Raw genomic sequence first — 19,303 nt, forward strand, 5'->3', positions numbered from 1 at the left:
CTGACGGCTATGCGCAGCAGGTGCTTTCCGTGTTGTCCTGGGCTGCGCAGTTCTTTGCGCACACGGAGTTCGACTCACCATCCGGGTTGGCCGGGTTGTCGTCGCTGATGCTGTAGAACTCCCACCACCCGAGTGGCACGTCAGGCGCGGTGACGAACACCTTGTCCTGTGTGGCGTGACAGCAGACGTCCTGTTCCGCGACGGTGGTGTCCAAGCCGGCTGCCTCGAAGCGTTCCATCGCCGTGGCGACGTCATCGGCGCTGGCCGCTTCGACTCCGAGATGATTCAGATGCTCTGTGGCTCCCGGCTTTTCGATGAGCACCAGCTTCAACGGCGGGTTCTCGATAGCGAAGTTGGCATAACCGTCGCGGACCTTGTGCGCGGGCACGCCGAACATCTTCTCGTAGAATTCGATCGCGGCAGAGACATCGTCGACGTTGAGCGCGAGTTGGATTCGACTGGTGGACATGGTCACTCCTTCAGAGTCGGTGATTGACACCTGTAATGACGACGCCAAGCTCAACGGGACGCACCGAAGTGCCGTCGTGCGTCCTTTTGGGTGAACAAGCGTCAGTACCCGTGAACGTCCACCACATAAGGAGAAACATCATGTCGACACAACTCCCAGTAGCTGTCCTCGGAGCGGGTCCGGTTGGGCTGGCAGCAGCCGCTCATCTGACCGAGCGAGGACTCCCCTTCGTCGTCTTCGAAGCGGGTGACTCCGTCGGCGCGAGCATCCGTCGCTGGGGTCACGTGCGCCTGTTCTCGCCGTGGCGAACCGACCTGGATCGCGCGGCACAACGACTTCTCAAGGCGCACGGGTGGAATTCCCCGGATCCGGCCGCCTTTCCGACCGGGGCAGACATCGTCGATGAGTACCTGACGCCGTTGGCACAGCTGGACGCGATCGCGCCGAATGTCCGGCTCCGCCATCGGGTCGTCGGCGTCACCCGGCAGGGTGTCGACAAGCTGCGGGACGACGAGCGCGAGGAACGGCCGTTCATCGTGACCACCAGCGGACCGGCAGGCATGACGCGGACACCGGTGCGTGCCGTCATCGACGCTACCGGCACCTGGCTGACCCCGAATCCGGTTGGCGCCGAGGGTATACCGGCGATCGGCGAAGAGGATTCAGCCCAGTGGATCAGCTACGGCATTCCGGACGTCCTCGGGGCCGACCGGAATCGTTATGCGGAGCGGCGAATTGCTGTCGTCGGAAGCGGCCATTCGGCCAAACACGTGATCCGGGAGTTGTCGCTTCTGGCCGAGCGGGCGCCCGACACCACGATCACCTGGATCGTGCGCAGAGGCGAGGATCAGCGGGTCTACGGGAACGAGGTCGACGCCCGGCTACCCGAACGGGGCAAGCTCGGTGCCGACGCGCACCAGTTGGTTTCCTCAGGACGGGTCCAGCTCGAAACGGGATTCCGTACCGAACGAATCCATGTCGACGAGTTGGGCATCATGCTGGTTTCTCCGGAGGGGCGCGCGGTCGGGCCGTTCGACGAGATCGTCGCGGCGACCGGACTACGACCCGATTTCAGCTTCCTGCGCGAGGTGCGCCTGGACCTCGATCCGTGGGTCGAGAGCACGCGCGCATTGGCGCCGTTGATCGATCCCAACGTTCACTCGTGCGGTTCGGTGCCTCCGCACGGCGCTGCGGAACTCGCGCATCCCGAGCACGGGTTCTATGCGATCGGCGCCAAGAGCTACGGACGCGCGCCCAACCTGCTGTTGGCGACCGGATACGAGCAGGCCCGCTCCGTCGTGGCCGAACTCGCCGGCGACCACGAAGCCGCCTCGCGTGTCGAGCTGGTCCTTCCGCAGGGCGGATCGGCCTGCGGCCTCAAGACCCAAACCGAGGCGGTGGGAGCCGACCACAAGCTGACAACGAGTGGGTGCGGCTAAGACGACCCGCCCACGGCATAAACCGCGTCGACGTGGGAGACCTCGAAACCCAGTCGCTCGTAGGTCTTTACGGCCGCCGAGTTATCGGCTTCGACATAAAGCATGACCGCGCCTTCCGAGCTGTCTGACAACCGGCCGGCGAGGTGGTGCAGCCCGATGAGCGTCAGCGCGGCACCGAGTCCCCGACCCTGCGCCGCCGGGTCGACGCCGACGACGTACACCTCGCCGAGATCGGCATTGTGGACTTTCGTCCAATGGAAGCCCAACAGCTTTCCGCTCGTCTCGTCGAGCGCCAGGAAGAGCCCGCTCGGGTCGAACCACGTTTCGCCGCGGCGCTCGTCGATATCGGCGTCGGTCCAGCCCCCCTGTTCGGGATGCCAGGCGAACGCGGAGTTGTTGACGCGCAACAGTTCCGCATTGTCGGCGGGCCCTGAATAAGTGGCGATACGCACGCCGTCGGGAATGGTCGTCGCAGGCAGGTCGGTCAGTGGCCGACGCATCTGCAGCAGCTCCCGGACGACGGACAGGCCGAGCGACGCCGCGGTGGCGCGCGCGGCCTCGAGGTTGCCGTGCGCCCAGATCTGGGCGCCGTCACCGCCCTCACTCAACCCCTGCTGCGCCATTTCCGACCCCAGGCCGCGACGCCGGGCCGACGGGTGCACGACCAGTTCGGCCATCGCCGATGCCTGTTCGTCGGCAGGTGTCAGATTGAGATACCCGACCATGTCTGCGCCGTCGACAGCCAACAGGTGCCGGGTGCGGTCGTGGCTCAGTTCACGCAACACCTGATCGCCGACCGGCGCGACTCCGTCGGCCCTGGTGGCCGCGTCGATGAGCTCGTAAATGCGACGCTGATCGTCTGCGGACAGGCCGGTGCGCCAGTCGATGACCCGACCGGTCACTGACTGTGCAGCGGGTCGGCGAGCGCCTCGGGCACCGCGTCGTAATCGTCGAGGTCGCCGCTTTCGTCGGACGCAGCCGGCGTCGGGGTCCGGCCCCGCGCGGGCCGAACCGCCTTGTAGCCGACGTTGCGCACAGTGCCGATCAGCGACTCGTATTCGGTACCGAGCTTGGCCCGCAGGCGCCGCACGTGAACGTCGACCGTGCGGGTGCCGCCGAAGAAGTCATAACCCCACACCTCCTGGAGCAACTGTGCACGGGTGAACACCCGGCCCGCATGCTGTGCCAGATACTTCAGGAGTTCGAATTCCTTGTAGGTGAGGTCCAGCGGCCGGCCGCGCAGCCGCGCGGTGTAGGTGCCCTCGTCGATGACGAGCTCGCCCAAACTGATCTTGCCGACGTTCTCCTGATTGGCCGTGCCGCCGCGGCGCCCGACCAGCAGGCGCAACCGCGCATCGATCTCGGCGGGTCCGGTGCTCGGCAGGAGAATCTCGTCCAGACCCCATTCGACGTTGACTGCCACCAGGCCGCCCTCGTTGACGACGGCCACCACAGGCACCGACGTACCGGTCGTGCCCAACAGGCGGCACAGCCCACGCGCGGCGGCCAGATCGGTACGCGCGTCGACGATCGCCACATCCGCGTTGCCGGCTTCCAACAATGAGGAAACCTCTGTCGGCGCGGTACGTACGTTGTGCGCGAGCAGCGCCAACGAAGGCAGCACGGACTCAGGATTGGGGTCAACGGTCAGTAGCAGTAGATCCAACTGGCCCTCCAACAGCCGTGGGGACCTCGCCTGGACAACAATGTCGGTCGGTGACTTCCCAGATTCATGCCTGACATACAGCCGTTACTCGGTCGATGGTCATCTAACGATAGCGCGACACCTCCTGGTGAGCTGACTCAACGCGGTCCAGCGGGCACGCGTGGGCAAGAATGTGCGGGTGCGAAAGCTGCTGATCGGTGTTTTGGCGACGACGACCGCGGTGGTGGTCGGCGCCCTCGGAGCCGACTTCGGCGCGGCGATCTACGCCGAGTATCGCCTGTCCAGAAGTGTGCGAAGCGCCGCTGACCTGGCCTGGGACCCGTCGGTCGCCATCCTCGGTTTTCCATTCATCCCGCAGGCGGCCAACCGCCACTACGACGAAGTGGAGATTCGGGCCGCCGGCGTCGGCCACCCCGTGGTCGGGAAGGCGTCGCTGGAGGCAACGCTGCATTCGATCGACCTCCTGGACTCTTCGTGGCTGGTCAGCCCGGAGGCCAAGCTGAGGGTGGGCAAGGCAGAGAGCCGCATCATCATCGATTCGACGCACGTCGGGCGGTTCATGGGCATTCCGGACCTGCTGGTCGAGGCACCGACGCGGGAAAGCAACGACTCCACCGGCGGCACCACCGAATCCGGAATATCCAGCAATCGCGGGGTGGTCTTCACCGGAACCCCGACGTCCGCCGGCTTCGACGAGAGGGTCAGCATCGCCGTGGACCTGTCGATCGTCGGGCCGGACCAAACCACCTTGGTCCTGACCGCCACCGACGTGTTGACCGGTGCGGGCACCGCCGATCAGGCCGTTCCCGACGACAAGAAGGACGAGGTGCTGGCCGCGTTCTCCACCAGCCTGCCCGGTCAGAAGCTGCCTTTCGGCCTCACGCCGACCGCCGAGGGCGCCCGCGGCTCCGACCTCATCATCGAAGGCATCGCCGAGGGAGTAACCGTGCCACTGAGCGGGTTCAATCAGTCATGAGTTCTTCCTGGGTTCTGGTGACCGTGGTGCTCGTCGGCGCGCTCGGGCTGGCCTACGTGGTCGGCAAGCTCATCACCCTGCGCGCCGGGCTCCTCAAAGCGAGCGAGGACGCCGCCAACGTGGACACCAGTGACCTGGGATTGTCCGAAACTGGACCGACGGTGCTGCACTTCAGTGCCGAGTGGTGCGGACCCTGCGCGGGCGTGCGACAGGTCGTCGACCAGGTGTGCGCAGAGCTGCCCGGGGTCGCCCATGTGGAGATCGACATGGATGCCAATCCGGAAGCGGCCAGGCGGCTTTCGGTGTTGTCGCTGCCCACCACGATCATCTTCGACGCCGCCGGGCGCCCGCGCTTTCGCACCCACGGTGTCCCCAAGCCGGCTGACCTGCGCTCGGCGCTCGAACCACTGTTGGCTTGATCACCATGTCATTGGGTAAGCTGTCGCTCGTGTCCGCCCGCCTCGAGCCGATGCTCACCAAGCGCCGCGCAGTCGATCTGTGCCGCGTCGCGGGTTGTTGCTGTTGTTGTTGTAGCTGCTGAGTAGCCGCGCCGTCCCCTCGCGCCGCACTCGGGAGTAGCCCCATGTGGCCTGCCCTCCCATTCCAGCCAGCCATCCATGCAACAGGAGCACATCCATGTCGACCAGCACGAACACCATCGCCCCACCTGATCAGGTGGACGTGCGAGGGCCGCGCTTCGCCGCGTGGGTCACCACCGGCGTCCTCATCGCGGCGCTGCTGGCGTCTGCCCTCAGCGCCGTCGCTGCGGCAGCGATCCTCGGTGTGCAGGCAATCGTGTTCGCAATCGGCGCACAGCGCGGACCGCAGCAGCATCCGTACGGGCTGATCTTTCGGTCGCTGGTCGCTCCGCGCCTCGGACCGGTCACCGAGAAGGAGCCGGTACCTCCGCTGAAGTTCGCCCAACTCGTGGGTTTGGCGTTCGCGGCCGTCGGTGTCGTCGGGTTCGCGGCTGGTGTCCCGCTGCTCGGCCTGATCGCCACCGGCTTCGCGCTCGTGGCGGCCTTTCTCAATGCGGCCTTCGGCATCTGCCTCGGCTGCCAGATGTTTCCGCTCGTCGCTCGTTTCCGCCCTGGCAAGTTCCCACCACCCCGCCCGAACCCCGCATAACACTTCAAATAGCAAGCAACCGAAAGGATTTCCTACATGGCACGCTCCGACGTCCTGGTCACGACTGACTGGGCCGAGAGCAATCTCGACGCGCCTAACACCGTCTTCGTCGAGGTCGATGAGGACACCTCAGCCTACGAGGGCGGCCACATCGCCGGCGCTGTGCGACTCGATTGGAAGACCGAGCTGCAGGACCAGGTGAAGCGTGACTTCGTCGACCAGCAGCAGTTCTCGAAGTTGTTGTCCGACAAGGGCATCAGCAACGACGACACCGTGATCCTGTACGGCGGGAACAACAACTGGTTCGCCGCTTACGCGTACTGGTATTTCAAGCTGTACGGCCACGAGAACGTCAAGCTGCTCGACGGCGGACGCAAGAAGTGGGAGCTCGACGGGCGCCCGCTGGTGACAGAGGTCCCCGCCCGCGCGGCTACTTCATACGAGGCCAAGTCGCCGAACAACGCCATCCGCGCGTTCCGGGACGAGGTCATCGCCGCGATCGGCGAGAAGAACCTGGTCGACGTCCGCTCCCCCGATGAGTTCTCCGGCAAGATCCTCGCCCCCGCCCACCTGCCGCAGGAGCAGAGTCAGCGGCCCGGGCATATCCCCGGCGCCATCAATGTTCCCTGGAGCAAGGCGGCCAACGAGGACGGGACCTTCAAGTCCGACGAGGACCTGGCCAAGCTGTACGCCGAGGCGGGACTCGATGGCCAGAAGGAGACCATCGCCTACTGCCGGATCGGTGAGCGTTCCTCGCACACCTGGTTCGTGCTGCAGGAGTTGTTGGGACACCAGAACGTCAAGAACTACGACGGAAGTTGGACGGAATACGGCTCTCTCGTGGGAGCCCCGATCGAGTTGGGAAGTTGATATGTGCTCTGCACCGAAGCAAGGTCTGACGTTGCCCTCCAGCGTCGACCTGGAACGGGAAACCGTGATCACCGGACGCGTCGTCGACGACGCGGGCCAGGCCGTCGGCGGCGCATTCGTCCGGCTGCTGGACAGCTCTGACGAGTTCACGGCGGAGGTCGTCGCGTCGGCCACCGGCGATTTCCGGTTCTTCGCGGCACCGGGCACGTGGACGCTGCGTGCGCTGTCTCCCGCCGGCAACGGCGATGCCAGCATCGCACCGTCGGGCGCGGGTATCCACGAGGTGGACGTCAAGGTCGCCTGAGCCGGTTTGCCGGTTCCGTGATCGATTCCACTGCGACCGACGAGGGTCGTCGGCAGTGTTGCGGTTAGACTTTCTGCCGTGGTGCTGTTCTTCGAGATCCTGCTGATCGCCGCCGTGGTGGTCATCACCTGGTTCGCGCTTTACACGCTCTACCGCCTCATCACAGACGAGTCGTGACCTCAGGCGACGACGCTGTAGCGGCCGCGGCCGAGCGCGCGAAAACGACCGCAGCCCGGAATATCCCCGCCCTCGCCGATCTGCCTGCGCCGGCCGACACCGCCAATCTTCGCGAAGGCGCCAACCTCAACGACGCGCTGCTTGCGCTGCTGCCGCTCGTCGGGGTGTGGCGCGGCGAAGGCGAGGGTCGCGGGCCTGACGGCGATTACCGGTTCGGTCAGCAGATCGTGGTCTCACACGACGGTGGCGACTACTTGATCTGGGAGGCCAGATCGTGGCGCATCACCGAGGACGGCGAGTTCGAGAGCGCGTCGCTGCGCGAGTCCGGATTCTGGCGGTTCATCAATGACCCTGCCGATCCCTCCGAAAGTGATGCCATCGAGCTGCTGCTGGCGCATTCGGCCGGCTACGTCGAGTTGTTCTACGGTCGGCCGCTGAATCAGTCGTCGTGGGAGTTGGCCACCGACGCGCTCGCGCGCACCAAGTCCGGGATGCTCGTCGGCGGTGCCAAGCGGCTCTACGGCATCGTCGAGGGCGGCGATCTGGCCTACGTCGAGGAGCGCGTCGACGCCGACGGCGGCCTGGTGCCCCATCTGTCCGCACGGCTGTCGAGGTACGTCGGCTGATGCGCGTGTCCTTTTTGGCCGCCGGCCTCGCCGCGGCAGGAATTCTGGCGGGGTGCTCGTCGAGTTCTCCCGCCGAGCAGTCCACCACCGAAGAGTCGGTGGCGCCGACCGGTCACGGCTCGCTGGCGCAATGCCTCCGTGAACACGGGGTGCCCGCGGCTCCGGGCCCCATGGCCGGCCCGCCGCCTGGCGTGGATCCCGACGCGTGGAACGACGCCATGCAGACCTGTTCGTCGCTGGCCCCTGGACCGGCCAGCTAACGCAGGACGGGCATACTCCCAGCGCCGGACAACCACTGCTGCTCCAACCGCGTCAGCGTGCCGTCCGAACGCAGTCCATCGACGGCCGACGACACGCAGCGCGTCAGCGGACTGTCCTTGTCGAGCACGATCCCGAACTGCTCCACGTCCTCCGCGTCCGCGGGAAGCTGTCCGACGATCCTGCCGCCGCGCAGTTCACCCGCGACGGTGTACGCGGTCGGCAGGTCGGCAACCAAAGCGTCGATCTCGCCGTTGCTGAGCGCCACCTTGGCGTCGGCGTTGGTGTTGTACACCTCGACCGGGACATCGCCCGCTATCGCGATGGCCGCGGTGTGACTGGTCGTGCCGACCTGCACGCCGAGCTGGGTCTTCTTGAGGTCACCGATGCTTCGCGCCTGCGCGGCCGGTGAGGTGTCCGTCGTCACCACCACCTGGGTGACGTCGAAATAGGGCGATGAGAAGTCGACGGACGCCCGGCGCTGATCGGTGATCGAGAACTGAGAAAGGTTGGCGTCGAACGTTTTCGGGCCGGGCTCCAGAGCTCCGTTGAACGGTACCCGGACCCAGCGCACCTCGTCGGGGGTGTAGCCGAGGTTTCCCGCTACCGCGAAGGCGAGTGCACTTTCGAATCCCTCCCCGTTGGTCGGGTCGTCACCCATGTACCACGGCGGATAGGCGGGCTGATCGGTGCCGACGGTGAAGATGCCCGGGTAAAGCGTCGACAGCGAGTCCTTGCGGCAGTTCTGAGTGCCCGACGAGTCGGGCTGCTCGACGACGGGGGCGCAGGCAGTGGCGGCGGCCGACGTGGCCACGGCCAGCAGGGCTGGGAGCCACCACCTATTGCCCATGTGCGGCATCATCGCGCACGCAGGGAGGCGACGCCACCGTTGAGGTCCCCCAGACATGGGGCGGCCCCCGAGCCATGTGTTCTGGTTGGACAAAACCAAGAGGCTCGGGGGCCGGGTGACTGCGGGGAATTCGCCAGCGCGCCAAGGCGGACAAGTCCCCTCGCGCTGCTAGCTCGCAGCCACCTCACATGTCCATATGTCATTCAATTTCTCGGACCACCTCCTTCCCTGTGTACGGCCGACGGTACCCGCGGACCGGGAAGGCGACAACAGATTTTGGCCGGTTCAGCGCTCAGCGATCGCTGATGATCGCGGCGTCGACGAGTTCCGCCATGTCACCAGCGAGCGGCGACGGTGGCAGCGCCTTACCGTCCAGGGTGTGCACCCGTGCGGCAAGCGTGATGCTCGATACCAACCAAACACCTTGTGCCGCAAACAAATCAGCGGGCGTAAGCGCCTGGTAGTCGCACGTATACCCCTTGTTGCGCGCCACCTCGAACAAGGCCTCCTGCGTGGTTCCACGCAGGATCGGATACCACGGCGGCGGGGTCAAGAAAGCGGTGTCGCCGGCCCCATCTTCTGATTCGGTGGCGACCACCACCGTCGACCGCGGACCCTCCAGGATCAGGCCGTCGGCGCCTACGAAGATGACGTCTCCTGCGCCGAGGCGTTCGGCGTGCCGCAGCGCGGCCATGTTGATCGCATAGGACAGCGTCTTGGCGCCCGCCAGCAGCCACGGCATCCCGGTGGTGGCCTCGGCGGAGAGCCCACGCGCCAAGGTCACCGCCGCGACCCCGCCGCTGCGCGCGGCGGCCACCCGGGCGGGCAGCGCACCGATGGTCGCAAACGCCGTACCGGATGTCGCCGACCCGGCGGCTCCAACTGGCGGTGAACCGCTTTCGCGCCCACGGCTGTACACGAGCCGCAGTACGCCCTCGCCCTCACCGTCGGCGAGCCACCGCTGTACCGCCACTTCGACGGCCGCACGCCAACGCGGCAACTCCGGTGCGGGAAGGTCCATCAGCTCCGCCGACTGCGTGAGCCGGGCCAGGTGGGCTTCGAGCAGACAGGGCCTGCCGTCGCGGATCAACAGCGTCTCGAAGATGCCGTCGCCCCGAACGGCTGCCAGGTCGTCGGCGTACAGCAGTGGGGCGGCCGGGTCGTGCAATTCACCGTCGAGCGTGACCACGACCGCAGGTTGGCTCGCCATGGGCAAGAAGCGTAGCGCCGTAAGGTTGAGGCATGTCAGCTGTGCCAGCCCCCGACACCGGGCCCGACGCCGGAGCCGTCTGGCATCACGGCGATCCCCTCGGCGAACAACGGTCGGCCGCCGATGCAGCGGTCCTGGTGGATCGTTCACAACGAGCTGTGATCACCGTGACCGGCGCTGAGCGCAGCTCGTGGCTGCACAACATCTCCACGCAGCACGTCGCCGACCTCGCCGATGGCACCGTGACCGAGAATCTGAGTCTCGACGGCCAGGGTCGTGTCGAAGATCACTGGATCCAGACCGAGCTCGATGGGGTCACCTACCTCGACACCGAATCGTGGCGTGGCGAACCCCTGACCGCCTATCTGCGCAAAATGGTGTTCTGGGCCGACGTGGTCGTCGAACCCGCTGATCTGGCGGTACTTTCGCTGCTCGGCCCGCGCCTGGTGGATCCGCCGGTGCTCGACGTCCTCGGCGTGGTTTCGCTACCGGCCGAAAGGACCGCGGTGGCCCTTCCCGAGGGTGGTTTCCTGCGCAGGATGGGCGGTCCGGATGTGGAGCTGGATCTGGTGGTCCCCCGCGATCAGGTCGCGGCATGGCACGATCGGCTCGCTGCGGCCGGAGTGCGCGCGGCGGGTGTCTGGGCCTATGAGGCGCACCGCGTCGCCGCGTTGCGGCCACGGCTGGGAGTCGACACCGACGAGCGCACGATTCCGCACGAGGTCGGCTGGATCGGCTCGGCGGTTCACCTGGACAAGGGCTGCTACCGCGGCCAGGAGACCGTCGCTCGCGTCCACAACCTGGGCAAACCGCCACGCATGCTGGTGCTCGTGCATCTCGACGGCTCCGGCGAGAGGCCGGCGACCGGGGATCCCGTGTTGGCCGGCGGTCGGACCGTCGGCCGGCTCGGCACCGTGGTCGATCACGTCGACGAGGGGCCGATCGCCCTGGCATTGGTCAAGCGGGGCCTGTTGGCTGAGACCGAGTTGACCATCGGCGGGGAATCGCCGGTGGCCGCCGTGATCGACGCCGATTCGATGCCGCCACCCGATGCGACAGGCGCCGGACGCCTCGCGGTCGAACAGCTGCGAGGCGGCCCGCGATGAGTGTCGATATTTCGCTGGTTCGCGGGCTCGGGTCCCTCCGGACGGGCCTGCCAGCGCACCGCACCGCGGCACGGTAAAGTGTCGACAGGACGATAAAACACACTCAGATCGGAGCCGCCTGAAATTTGGGCCGCTCCGTTATTGCGCGAGGGGGTACCCCCAATGGGCCGCGGCCGGGCAAAGGCAAAGCAGACCAAGGTTGCTCGTGAGCTCAAATACAGCTCACCGCAGACCGATTTCGACCGCCTCCAGCGCGAACTGGCGGGCGCCGACGATCTCAACGGCACCGACAGGTTGGCCGACGATGACGTGGCCGACGATGATGACTGGCGTCGTTAAGCCCTAGAAGCGCGGGTGCTGGCCCACGAGCTTGGCTCGTGGGCTGTCCTTACCGCCCTTGGTGACGGTGCCCAACGTCCAGCACTTCAGATGCCGGGCCGTCAGCACAGCCAGCGCGCGATCGGTGTCCTCCGGCGCGACGACGGCGACCATCCCGACGCCGAGGTTGAACGTCTTTTCCATCTCGACCCGCTCAACCCGGCCACGCTGCGCGATCATTGTGAACACAGGCGCGGGAGTCCATGTGCCACGGTCGATTTCGGCCGTGAGCCCGGGCGGGACGACCCGCTCGAGGTTGCCGGCCAGCCCGCCACCGGTCACGTGGCAGAAGGTGCGGACCTGTGTTTCGGCGATCAGCGCGAGGCAGTCCTTGGCGTAGATCCGAGTCGGCTCGAGTAGTTCCTCGCCGAGCGTGCGCCCGAACTCCTCGACGTGTCCGGCGAGGTTCATCCGATCGATCTCCAGCAGGACCTTTCTAGCCAGTGAGTAACCGTTGGAGTGCAGGCCGGTCGAGGACATCCCAATGAGCACGTCGCCGGGCTTGACCCGGTCTGGTCCCAGCACGTCGTCGGCCTCCACGACGCCGACACCGGTGGCCGAGATGTCATAGTGGTCGGGCGCCATGAGGCCAGGATGTTCGGCGGTCTCCCCACCCAGCAGGGCACAACCGGCCATCACGCAGCCGTTGGCGATGCCCGAGACCAGCTCGGAGATCCGTTCCGGAACAGTGCGTCCGACGGCGATGTAGTCCTGCAGGAACAGCGGTTCGGCGCCGCATACGACGAGATCGTCGACGACCATCGCGACGAGGTCGATGCCGACGGTGTCGTGCTTGTCCATCGCCTGGGCGACCGCAAGCTTGGTACCGACACCGTCGGTGGATGACGCCAGCAAGGGCTCCCGATAGCTGCGCAGCGCAAAGAGCCCCGCGAAGCCGCCGAGACCGCCCCGCACCTCAGGTCTGGTGGCCTTTTTGGCCAGCGGTTTCAGAAGTTCGACGGCGCGGTCACCGGCTTCGATGTCGACCCCGGCCGACGCGTAGGAGATGCCGGCAGGTTCGGCGCGTTCGGTCATCGCGCACAAGGCTACCGGTGATGACTGCGCGAGGTTGATTGTCCTCCCGGATCGGCATTCACTCCGATCGCTCACGGACGGGCCGCCGAGTATGAGAATGTGACCGACCATGAAACTTGTTCGCTGGTGTACGCCGGCTCTGCCCGTGGTTCTGACGGCCGCCGCAGCCCTGGTGGCCCCCGCCGCCGTCGCAACGCCTGCGGTCAACGTCGATTCGGTGGTCATCAATCAGTCGACGGTCGACGGCGTCGACTACATCACCCGCCGGATCACCATCCAGCCCGGCGGCAGTACCGGCTGGCACTATCACGACGGTCGGGTATTCGGCATCGTCAAGGAAGGCACTCTGACGCGGACCATGGCGGACTGCAAGGACGTGGTCGATCCGGCCGGCGCTCCGGTGACCGAAGGCTCCGGTCCGGACCATGCCCACAACGGCCGCAACCTGGGCCCCGTTCCCGTGGTGCTGTGGGTGGATTACATCCAGCCGGCGGGCACGCCGCTGTCAGTCGATGTCCCACCGCCGCCCGGCTGCCCAATTTAGGTTTGCCCGAGGCCAAGAACGGAGATCCGGCGTAGGTGTCCGCTGAAAAGCCCCATTGCTTGGTGACAGGTGCGACCGGCTACATCGGTGGCCGGTTGGTGCCCGAACTGCTCGACCGCGGGTACGGCGTGCGTGCGCTGGCCCGCCAGCCCGACAAGCTGGCGGACCGGCCGTGGCGGGACAGGATCGCGGTCGCACGCGGCGACCTCGGCGACGCCGACTCGCTGCGCGACGCGTTCGAAGGCGTCGACGTCGTCTACTACCTGGTCCACTCGATGGGCACATCGAAGGATTTCGTGGCTGCGGAGGCCGAGTCGGCCCGCAATGTCGTCGCCGCAGCGAAGCAGGCAGGCGTACAGCGGTTTGTGTACCTGGGCGGGCTGCACCCCTCGGGCGCGGAGTTGTCACCGCACCTTCGGTCACGGGTCGCTGTCGGTGAGATCCTGCTGGACTCCGGCATCGAGACGGTCGTGCTACAGGCCGGGATCGTCGTCGGTTCGGGCTCGGCGTCGTTCGAGATGATGCGCCATCTCATCCACCGCCTGCCGGCGATGACTACGCCCAAGTGGGTGCACAACAAGATCCAGCCGATCGCGATCGACGACGTCCTCTACTACCTCGCCGAGGCGGCCACAGCCGATCTGCCCGAGTCACGCACCTGGGATGTCGGCGGCCCCGACGCGCTCGAATACGGCGACGCCATGCAGGTGTACGCGCAAGTGGCCGGTCTGCGGCCGCGGATCATCATCGCGATTCCGTTCCTGACTCCGACGATCGCGAGTCTGTGGATCGGTCTGGTCACGCCCATGCCGCCGGGTCTCGCGCGGCCGTTGATCGAATCGCTGGAGGTCGACGCCGTCATGAGTGAACACGACATCGACGCCGTCATCGGACCGCCACGCGGCGGTCTCACCGCCTACCGGGACGCGGTCGTCAAAGCGTTGACAAATGGCCCGCTGCCGAGCGATCCGCACTGGGCACACGTCGGCCGTAGGCCTGTACCCAGTTAGGGTCGGCACGACGGCCGAGCCGTCAAGGACGCCACGACGGCCGAGCCGTTCAAGGACGCCACGACGGCCGAGCCGTTCAAGGACGCCACGACGGCCGAGCCGTCAAGGACGCCTGAGCGCCGAGACGTTGTCGTTGTCGGCCTGCAGCGGCACTCCGCTGCGGGCCGCGGTCGCCAGCATGTGCTCGATGACGTTCTTGCCCAACGCCGTTTCGCCCGGCAACTCGATCGGGTAGTTGCCGTCGAAGCACGCCGAGCACAGCCGCGACGCAGGTTGTTCGGTGGCCGCGATCATGCCGCGCTGCGAGATGTAGCCCAGTGTGTCGGCGCCGATGGCATGGCGGACACCCTCGAGCAGTTCGTCGGCATCACCTTCGGTGCTCGCGGCGTTGGCGATCAGCTCGGCAGGCGTCGCGAAGTCGATGCCGTAGAAGCATGGCCACTTCACGGGCGGCGATGCGATGCGCACGTGTACCTCGACGGCGCCGGCCTCACGCAACATGCGGATCAACGCCCGCTGCGTGTTGCCGCGGACGATGGAGTCGTCGACGACGATCAGCCGCTTACCGCGGATCACTTCCTTGAGCGGATTGAGCTTGAGGCGGATACCGAGCTGGCGGATGGTCTGCGACGGCTGGATGAACGTGCGCCCGACGTAAGCGTTCTTCATCAGGCCCTGTCCGTACGGAATGCCGGACTCCTGCGCGTAACCGACGGCCGCCGGGGTGCCCGATTCCGGCACGCCGATCACCAGGTCGGCTTCGACGGGCATCTCACGGGCCAGCCGGCGGCCGATATCGACGCGGGCGGCGTGCACCGAGCGGCCCGCGATGTTGCTGTCTGGTCGGGCCAGGTACACGTACTCGAAGACACAACCCTTTGGCTCGGGGTTGGCGAAGCGCGTCGAGCGCACGCCGTCGGCGTCGATGGCCAGCAACTCGCCGGGCTCGATGTCGCGGACGAACGAGGCGCCGACGATGTCGAGCGCCGCCGTCTCGGAGGCCACGACCCAGCCGCGGTCCAGCCGCCCCAACGAAAGCGGCCGCACGCCGTAGGGGTCGCGGGCCGCATAGAGGGTGTTCTCGTCCATGAAGGTGAGACAGAACGCGCCGCGCACGGTGGGCAGCAGTTCGAGGGCGGCCTGTTCCAGCGTCGCGTCGGCGGCGCCGTGGGCCAGCAGTGCGCCGAGAATGTCGGAGTCGGTGGTGGCCGCCGGGGCGCCGCGGGTGCCGAGTAGACCCGCCTCGCGGGCCCGGGTGGCCAGGTCGGCGGCATTGACCAGGTTGCCGTTGTGGCCGAGCGCGACGCCCGTGCCGGCTGCGGTGTTGCGGAACACCGGCTGGGCATTCTCCCAAGTGGTGGATCCGCTGGTCGAGTATCGGCAGTGCCCGACGGCGACATGGCCTTCCATGGCCGCCAGCGTCTGCTCGTCGAAGACCTGGCTGACCAGGCCCAAATCCTTGAATACCAGCACCTGGGAGCCGTCGGCGACGGCGATGCCTGCGGCCTCCTGGCCGCGGTGCTGCAGCGCGTAGAGGCCGTAGTAGGTGAGTTTGGCGACTTCTTCACCCGGCGCCCAGACGCCGAATACGCCACATTCCTCGCGGGGTTCTTGATCGGTCTGCGGGCCGGTCACGATATGGCTGCTCCCAGGGCGGTGTGGGTAGACGAGTTCAGTCTACGGTCATCACCGGTCAATCACGGAAGACACCGACGATGTCGCGCACAAAAAAGAACGACTTCTGCGGGTCCAGAAATTCCTCGCCTATCACCCACATTCGGCGAACCACCTGGTCACGGACGTGCGACGGCGGCGCGGGCCTGAGCATCGGCTCAGGCGGACGTGTGGCGAAGCTAACCGTCGAGGCGGACCAACGGCAGCCACCCGGCGACCTCGCCGGCGCGCGCCCCGGACGACGTCAACAACCCGCCCGCGGTGGCGTCCGCCACGTCCAGGAGGCCCGTCGCGAGCAACAGCCACGTTCGCGGGTCGGTCTCCACCACGTTGGGCGGATTCCCTCGCCTGTGCGCCGGCCCTGAAATACATTGCACCGCAACAAATGGCGGGACACGGACCTCGACGCTGTTCCCCGGCGCGAGTGCGGCGAGCGTGCGAGCCGTCAATCGCACCGCCTCGGCGAGTTCGGCGCGCGTAGGAGTGGGTTCGCCATCGTCGCGCAGCCACGCGGCGACGGCCGAAACCGCAGCACGCGTCATTGCCGGATCGGCCCTACGAGAGGTGGACATACTTTAGATTCTCAAAGTGTTTGTCGACCGCCACAATCCGCCCTACCGGACGGCGGGCGCGGTCTTGGTGGTGATCGCCGCGGTCGCGGCGAGCCTGCTCTACATGCAGTTCCGGGGCGACTTCATCCCGTCCACACCACTCACGTTGGTCTCGTCGCGCTCTGGCCTGGTCGTCGAACCCGGCGCGAAGGTGACCTATAACGGCGTGGAGATCGGTCGCGTCGCGCGCATCGGCACCGTCGAGGTGGATGGCACCGCGAAAGCGCAACTGTCCCTCGACGTCGACCCCGAATACATCGAGCTCATTCCGTCGAATGTGATCGCCGACGTGCAGGCCACCACCGTGTTCGGCAACAAGTACGTGTCGTTCAGATCACCGGAAGATCCTTCTGCAGAACGTGTTTCGAGCAGAGACGTGATCGAGGTGTCCTCGGTGAGCACCGAGTTCAACACCCTGTTCGAGACGGTGCTGTCACTTGCCGAGCAGGTCGACCCGGTCAAGCTGAACCAGACACTGACCGCCACGGCCGAGGCGGTGACGGGCCTGGGTGACCGGTTCGGCGAGTCGCTGTCGAACGGCAACACCATCCTCGACGACCTCAATGCGCGAATGCCGCAGATCCGCGAGGACACCAGGTTGGTGGCGGGTCTGGTCGACGTGTACGCCGATGCGTCACCGGATCTGTGGGACGGCCTGCAGAACGCGGTCACCACCGCGCGCACGTTCAACGCGCAGTGGGATGACATCGACGCGGCGTTGATGGCCGCGCTGGGCTTCGCCGACCCGGCTGCCGACAGTCTGAATCGCGGCGGACCGTACTTCGTGCGCGGCGCCGCGGATCTGATCCCCACGTCCAAACTGTTCGACTACTACAGCCCCCAGCTGTTGTGCACGCTGCGGAACTTCGCCGAGATCGAGGAGAAGGTCGCCGAGACTCTCGGCGGGAACGGCTACTCGCTTTCGACGTCGTCGGGGACGTTCGCCGGTGCGGGCAACCCGTACATCTACCCCGACAACCTGCCGCGGGTGAACGCCAGGGGCGGCCCGGAGGGTCGTCCGGGCTGCTGGCAGAAGATCTCCCGTGAGTTGTGGCCCGCGCCGTATCTGGTGATGCACACCGGCGCCAGCATCGCACCCTACAATCACGCAGAACTCGGGCAGCCGATCCTGATCGACTACGTGTGGGGCAGGCAGGTCGGCGAGCTGACCATCAATCCGTGAGCGTTGACATCAACAATTGTTGAGGTTTTACGTTCGCAGGCATGACGTTCAAATCACATGAGATCGAATATCTTCGGCGGGCCGACCTGGGTCGGTTGGCCACCATCCAGCGCGATGGGACACCGCAGAACAGTCCGGTCGGATTCACCTTCAACGAGCAGCTCGGGACGATCGACATCGCCGGTTATCAGATGTCCAAGAGCCAAAAGTATCGCAACATCGCGCACAACGACCGGGTTGCGTTCGTCGTCGACGACATCGCGTCACGCGAGCCGTGGCGGGTGCGTTGCCTCGAGATTCGCGGCACCGCCGAACAGGCCGTGATCGCCCCCTCGCAGGGTGCGGCGGGCGACCATCTGGATACGGCGATCATCCGCGTCACCCCAACGCGGATAATCAGTTTCGGCATCGACGATCAGGACACCGAGCCGCACCAACTGACCGCGGATATCCGGGACGTGTAGCGGCTCAGTCGGGAAAGCCGAACATCTTGACGACGCCGTGATCGCGGCCCGCGGTGTAACCGCCGTCGACCGCGATCGCCTGCCCGGTGACGAACGAGGCATCGATTGACACCAAAAAGGCCGCCATCGCGGCGATCTCATCGGGTCGGCCCCTGCGCTGCAGTGCGTGCTCGTTGGTGATCGACTGCAACGGGCCCTCCATGCCCTCGAGACCCATCACGGCGTTGAGCATCGGGGTGTCGATGAAGCCGGGGCAGATGGCGTTGGCGCGGATGCCGCTGGGGCCGTAGTCCAGTGCGATGTTCTTCGTCAGAAGGACGACGCCGCCCTTGGACGCGTTGTAGGCACTACCACCGGCAGTGCCTTCGAGGCCCTCGACGCTGGCGAGCGTCACGATCGAACCACGCTCACCGTCGACCCTCGGCTGCTCGATCATCTTGGCCAGTGCGGCCTTTGCGACCAGGAACGTGCCGGTGAGGTTGATCGAGATCACCCGCTCCCACTCCTCTTTGGGGAGCAGGTGTACCGGTCCTCCGCCCGCAACACCTCCGGAGTGGACCACGCCGTCGACGCGGCCGGGAACCGCGGCGAACACCTCGGCGACCGCCGCTTCGTCGGCGACGTCGGCTGCGACGAAGGTGAAACGGGCGCCCAGCTCCTCGGTGGGGGCGGCCAGGTCGGTGCCGACGACGGTGCCGCCCTCGGCCAGCAGCCGCCGAGCGGTGGCCAGGCCGATGCCTGACGCGGCGCCGGTGACGACGAAGGTGCGGGATGCGGATCTGTCTGTCATGGGCAGACGATACGCAATTCGATTCGGGTCAGGCGGAATTGGGGTCCGCCACGGTCACGCCTGACGGCAGGTCACCCTCGCGGACCGCGGTGAACGACCGCGAGATCGGCTGACACGGCGATGCCGACTCGACCAGCTCACCGGTCAGCGAAGTCCCCGACGCGGAGAACGACATCGTCGAAGTGCCTGCGGTCTTCTTGCCCTCGCACGCGAAACCTTGTGTCTGGCTGGAGATGTACCGGCCACCGCTTTCGCGGAAGACGTAGGTTGTCGATACGCCGCCGACATTGGTCGCCGTCGCGACGCAGCCGGCGGGCGGACAGGCTGAGCGAATTGCCAACAGCCAGGTGTACGGACCGCGTGGCTCCGGATAGTCGAAGTCACTCGGTTCGGTGCCCGCGAAGCTCAGCCGGTACAGGCCGTCGGTCAACGGAGTCGCCGCGGCGACCGGCGATGAGCAGACCGCGAACGCTGAGCCGGCGACGATGCCGACTGCGGCGACAACTGCGGCCCGGGTGATGGCCATAGGTCACTA

Annotated in this window: 25 protein-coding genes; 15 read left to right on the top strand and 10 right to left on the bottom strand. The window is 66.5% G+C overall.

Going from position 1 to position 19,303, the window contains the following annotated elements:
* Positions 1-7 precede the first annotated feature (7 nt).
* Entirely contained in the window at positions 8-469 is a 462-nt protein-coding gene (locus tag G6N42_RS18130; protein ID WP_163730943.1) for an ArsI/CadI family heavy metal resistance metalloenzyme, read from the bottom strand.
* A 140-nt stretch (positions 470-609) separates the two neighbouring features.
* Between G6N42_RS18130 and G6N42_RS18135 the strand changes: the two genes are divergently transcribed.
* Complete coding sequence (locus G6N42_RS18135; protein WP_163730945.1) at positions 610-1,908, top strand: FAD-dependent oxidoreductase; 1,299 nt, start codon at positions 610-612, stop codon at positions 1,906-1,908.
* Here the strand turns inward: G6N42_RS18135 and mshD are convergent.
* The gene (mshD, locus tag G6N42_RS18140) at positions 1,905-2,810 is read right to left on the bottom strand and encodes a mycothiol synthase (RefSeq protein ID WP_174262104.1); all 906 of its coding nucleotides are present in this window, start codon (positions 2,808-2,810) and stop codon (positions 1,905-1,907) included. The two genes, G6N42_RS18135 and mshD, sit on opposite strands and share 4 nt — an antisense overlap.
* Positions 2,807-3,574 (bottom strand): winged helix-turn-helix transcriptional regulator, encoded by a 768-nt coding sequence (locus tag G6N42_RS18145; RefSeq protein ID WP_163730948.1) that lies wholly within the window; start codon positions 3,572-3,574, stop codon positions 2,807-2,809. Before G6N42_RS18145 ends, mshD begins: the two co-directional genes overlap by 4 nt.
* 160 nt (positions 3,575-3,734) lie before the next feature.
* Here G6N42_RS18145 and lmeA point away from each other — a divergent pair, with 160 nt between their 5' ends.
* The 8 genes from lmeA (at position 3,735) to G6N42_RS18180 (ending at position 7,915) form a co-directional block, all read left to right on the top strand.
* Positions 3,735-4,550 carry a mannan chain length control protein LmeA gene (gene lmeA, locus G6N42_RS18150; protein ID WP_232076184.1) on the top strand — a complete coding sequence of 272 codons (816 nt, stop codon included), beginning with the start codon at positions 3,735-3,737 and terminating at the stop codon, positions 4,548-4,550.
* Positions 4,547-4,969 (top strand): thioredoxin family protein, encoded by a 423-nt coding sequence (locus G6N42_RS18155; RefSeq protein ID WP_163730952.1) that lies wholly within the window; start codon positions 4,547-4,549, stop codon positions 4,967-4,969. Before lmeA ends, G6N42_RS18155 begins: the two co-directional genes overlap by 4 nt.
* Positions 4,970-4,974: 5 nt before the next feature.
* The gene (locus tag G6N42_RS31600; protein ID WP_350310128.1) at positions 4,975-5,091 is read left to right on the top strand and encodes an Ms5788A family Cys-rich leader peptide; all 117 of its coding nucleotides are present in this window, start codon (positions 4,975-4,977) and stop codon (positions 5,089-5,091) included.
* A 95-nt stretch (positions 5,092-5,186) separates the two neighbouring features.
* Positions 5,187-5,678, top strand: coding sequence for a DUF4395 domain-containing protein (locus G6N42_RS18160; protein WP_163730955.1), 492 nt, complete (start codon positions 5,187-5,189; stop codon positions 5,676-5,678).
* Between the two features lie 36 nt (positions 5,679-5,714).
* Positions 5,715-6,548, top strand: a complete 834-nt coding sequence (locus G6N42_RS18165; RefSeq protein ID WP_163730957.1) for a sulfurtransferase — start codon at positions 5,715-5,717, stop codon at positions 6,546-6,548.
* A 1-nt stretch (position 6,549) separates the two neighbouring features.
* Positions 6,550-6,852, top strand: coding sequence for a DUF1416 domain-containing protein (locus G6N42_RS18170; protein ID WP_163730960.1), 303 nt, complete (start codon positions 6,550-6,552; stop codon positions 6,850-6,852).
* Positions 6,853-7,025: 173 nt separating this feature from the next.
* Complete coding sequence (locus tag G6N42_RS18175; protein ID WP_163730962.1) at positions 7,026-7,655, top strand: heme-binding beta-barrel domain-containing protein; 630 nt, start codon at positions 7,026-7,028, stop codon at positions 7,653-7,655.
* Positions 7,655-7,915 carry a hypothetical protein gene (locus G6N42_RS18180; RefSeq protein ID WP_163730964.1) on the top strand — a complete coding sequence of 87 codons (261 nt, stop codon included), beginning with the start codon at positions 7,655-7,657 and terminating at the stop codon, positions 7,913-7,915. Before G6N42_RS18175 ends, G6N42_RS18180 begins: the two co-directional genes overlap by 1 nt.
* Here the strand turns inward: G6N42_RS18180 and G6N42_RS18185 are convergent.
* Both G6N42_RS18185 and G6N42_RS18190 read right to left on the bottom strand, forming a co-directional pair.
* Positions 7,912-8,763 (bottom strand): ABC transporter substrate-binding protein, encoded by an 852-nt coding sequence (locus tag G6N42_RS18185; protein ID WP_232076185.1) that lies wholly within the window; start codon positions 8,761-8,763, stop codon positions 7,912-7,914. The genes G6N42_RS18180 and G6N42_RS18185 overlap by 4 nt on opposite strands.
* A 292-nt stretch (positions 8,764-9,055) precedes the next feature.
* Complete coding sequence (locus tag G6N42_RS18190) at positions 9,056-9,973, bottom strand: aminodeoxychorismate lyase (protein ID WP_163730966.1); 918 nt, start codon at positions 9,971-9,973, stop codon at positions 9,056-9,058.
* A gap of 32 nt (positions 9,974-10,005) precedes the next feature.
* On the opposite strand from G6N42_RS18190, the gene ygfZ reads away from it, so the two are divergent.
* Together ygfZ and G6N42_RS18200 are read left to right on the top strand one after the other, a co-directional pair.
* Positions 10,006-11,079 (top strand): CAF17-like 4Fe-4S cluster assembly/insertion protein YgfZ, encoded by a 1,074-nt coding sequence (gene ygfZ, locus G6N42_RS18195; protein ID WP_163730969.1) that lies wholly within the window; start codon positions 10,006-10,008, stop codon positions 11,077-11,079.
* A 162-nt stretch (positions 11,080-11,241) separates the two neighbouring features.
* Positions 11,242-11,418 (top strand): DUF3073 domain-containing protein, encoded by a 177-nt coding sequence (locus G6N42_RS18200; protein WP_083129021.1) that lies wholly within the window; start codon positions 11,242-11,244, stop codon positions 11,416-11,418.
* Positions 11,419-11,421: 3 nt separating this feature from the next.
* Here the strand turns inward: G6N42_RS18200 and purM are convergent, their stop codons facing one another.
* Positions 11,422-12,492, bottom strand: coding sequence for a phosphoribosylformylglycinamidine cyclo-ligase (gene purM / locus G6N42_RS18205; RefSeq protein WP_083129022.1), 1,071 nt, complete (start codon positions 12,490-12,492; stop codon positions 11,422-11,424).
* A gap of 109 nt (positions 12,493-12,601) precedes the next feature.
* Here purM and G6N42_RS18210 point away from each other — a divergent pair, with 109 nt between their 5' ends.
* Entirely contained in the window at positions 12,602-13,036 is a 435-nt protein-coding gene (locus tag G6N42_RS18210) for a cupin domain-containing protein (RefSeq protein ID WP_163730973.1), read from the top strand.
* Positions 13,037-13,098: 62 nt separating this feature from the next.
* Positions 13,099-14,046, top strand: coding sequence for an NAD(P)H-binding protein (locus G6N42_RS18215; RefSeq protein WP_434059589.1), 948 nt, complete (start codon positions 13,099-13,101; stop codon positions 14,044-14,046).
* Positions 14,047-14,148: 102 nt separating this feature from the next.
* On the opposite strand, the gene purF is transcribed toward G6N42_RS18215, so the two are convergent.
* Both purF and G6N42_RS18225 read right to left on the bottom strand, forming a co-directional pair.
* The gene (gene purF / locus G6N42_RS18220) at positions 14,149-15,681 is read right to left on the bottom strand and encodes an amidophosphoribosyltransferase (RefSeq protein WP_163730979.1); all 1,533 of its coding nucleotides are present in this window, start codon (positions 15,679-15,681) and stop codon (positions 14,149-14,151) included.
* Positions 15,682-15,899: 218 nt separating this feature from the next.
* Entirely contained in the window at positions 15,900-16,292 is a 393-nt protein-coding gene (locus tag G6N42_RS18225) for a sterol carrier family protein (protein WP_163730982.1), read from the bottom strand.
* 16 nt (positions 16,293-16,308) lie between these two features.
* Between G6N42_RS18225 and G6N42_RS18230 the strand changes: the two genes are divergently transcribed.
* Both G6N42_RS18230 and G6N42_RS18235 read left to right on the top strand, forming a co-directional pair.
* Positions 16,309-17,514: an MCE family protein gene (locus tag G6N42_RS18230; RefSeq protein WP_163730985.1), complete on the top strand. Its 1,206-nt coding sequence runs from the start codon at positions 16,309-16,311 to the stop codon at positions 17,512-17,514.
* Positions 17,515-17,555: 41 nt separating this feature from the next.
* A complete protein-coding gene (locus G6N42_RS18235; RefSeq protein ID WP_163730988.1) occupies positions 17,556-17,978 on the top strand; it encodes a PPOX class F420-dependent oxidoreductase in 423 nt (140 codons plus the stop codon).
* Between the two features lie 4 nt (positions 17,979-17,982).
* Here G6N42_RS18235 and G6N42_RS18240 read toward each other — a convergent pair whose 3' ends face one another.
* Complete coding sequence (locus G6N42_RS18240) at positions 17,983-18,768, bottom strand: SDR family NAD(P)-dependent oxidoreductase (protein WP_163730993.1); 786 nt, start codon at positions 18,766-18,768, stop codon at positions 17,983-17,985.
* A gap of 28 nt (positions 18,769-18,796) precedes the next feature.
* Positions 18,797-19,294, bottom strand: a complete 498-nt coding sequence (locus G6N42_RS18245) for a hypothetical protein (protein ID WP_163730996.1) — start codon at positions 19,292-19,294, stop codon at positions 18,797-18,799.
* Positions 19,295-19,303: the final 9 nt, after the last annotated feature.

Source organism: Mycobacterium gallinarum (genome assembly GCF_010726765.1).
Lineage (GTDB): Bacteria > Actinomycetota > Actinomycetes > Mycobacteriales > Mycobacteriaceae > Mycobacterium > Mycobacterium gallinarum.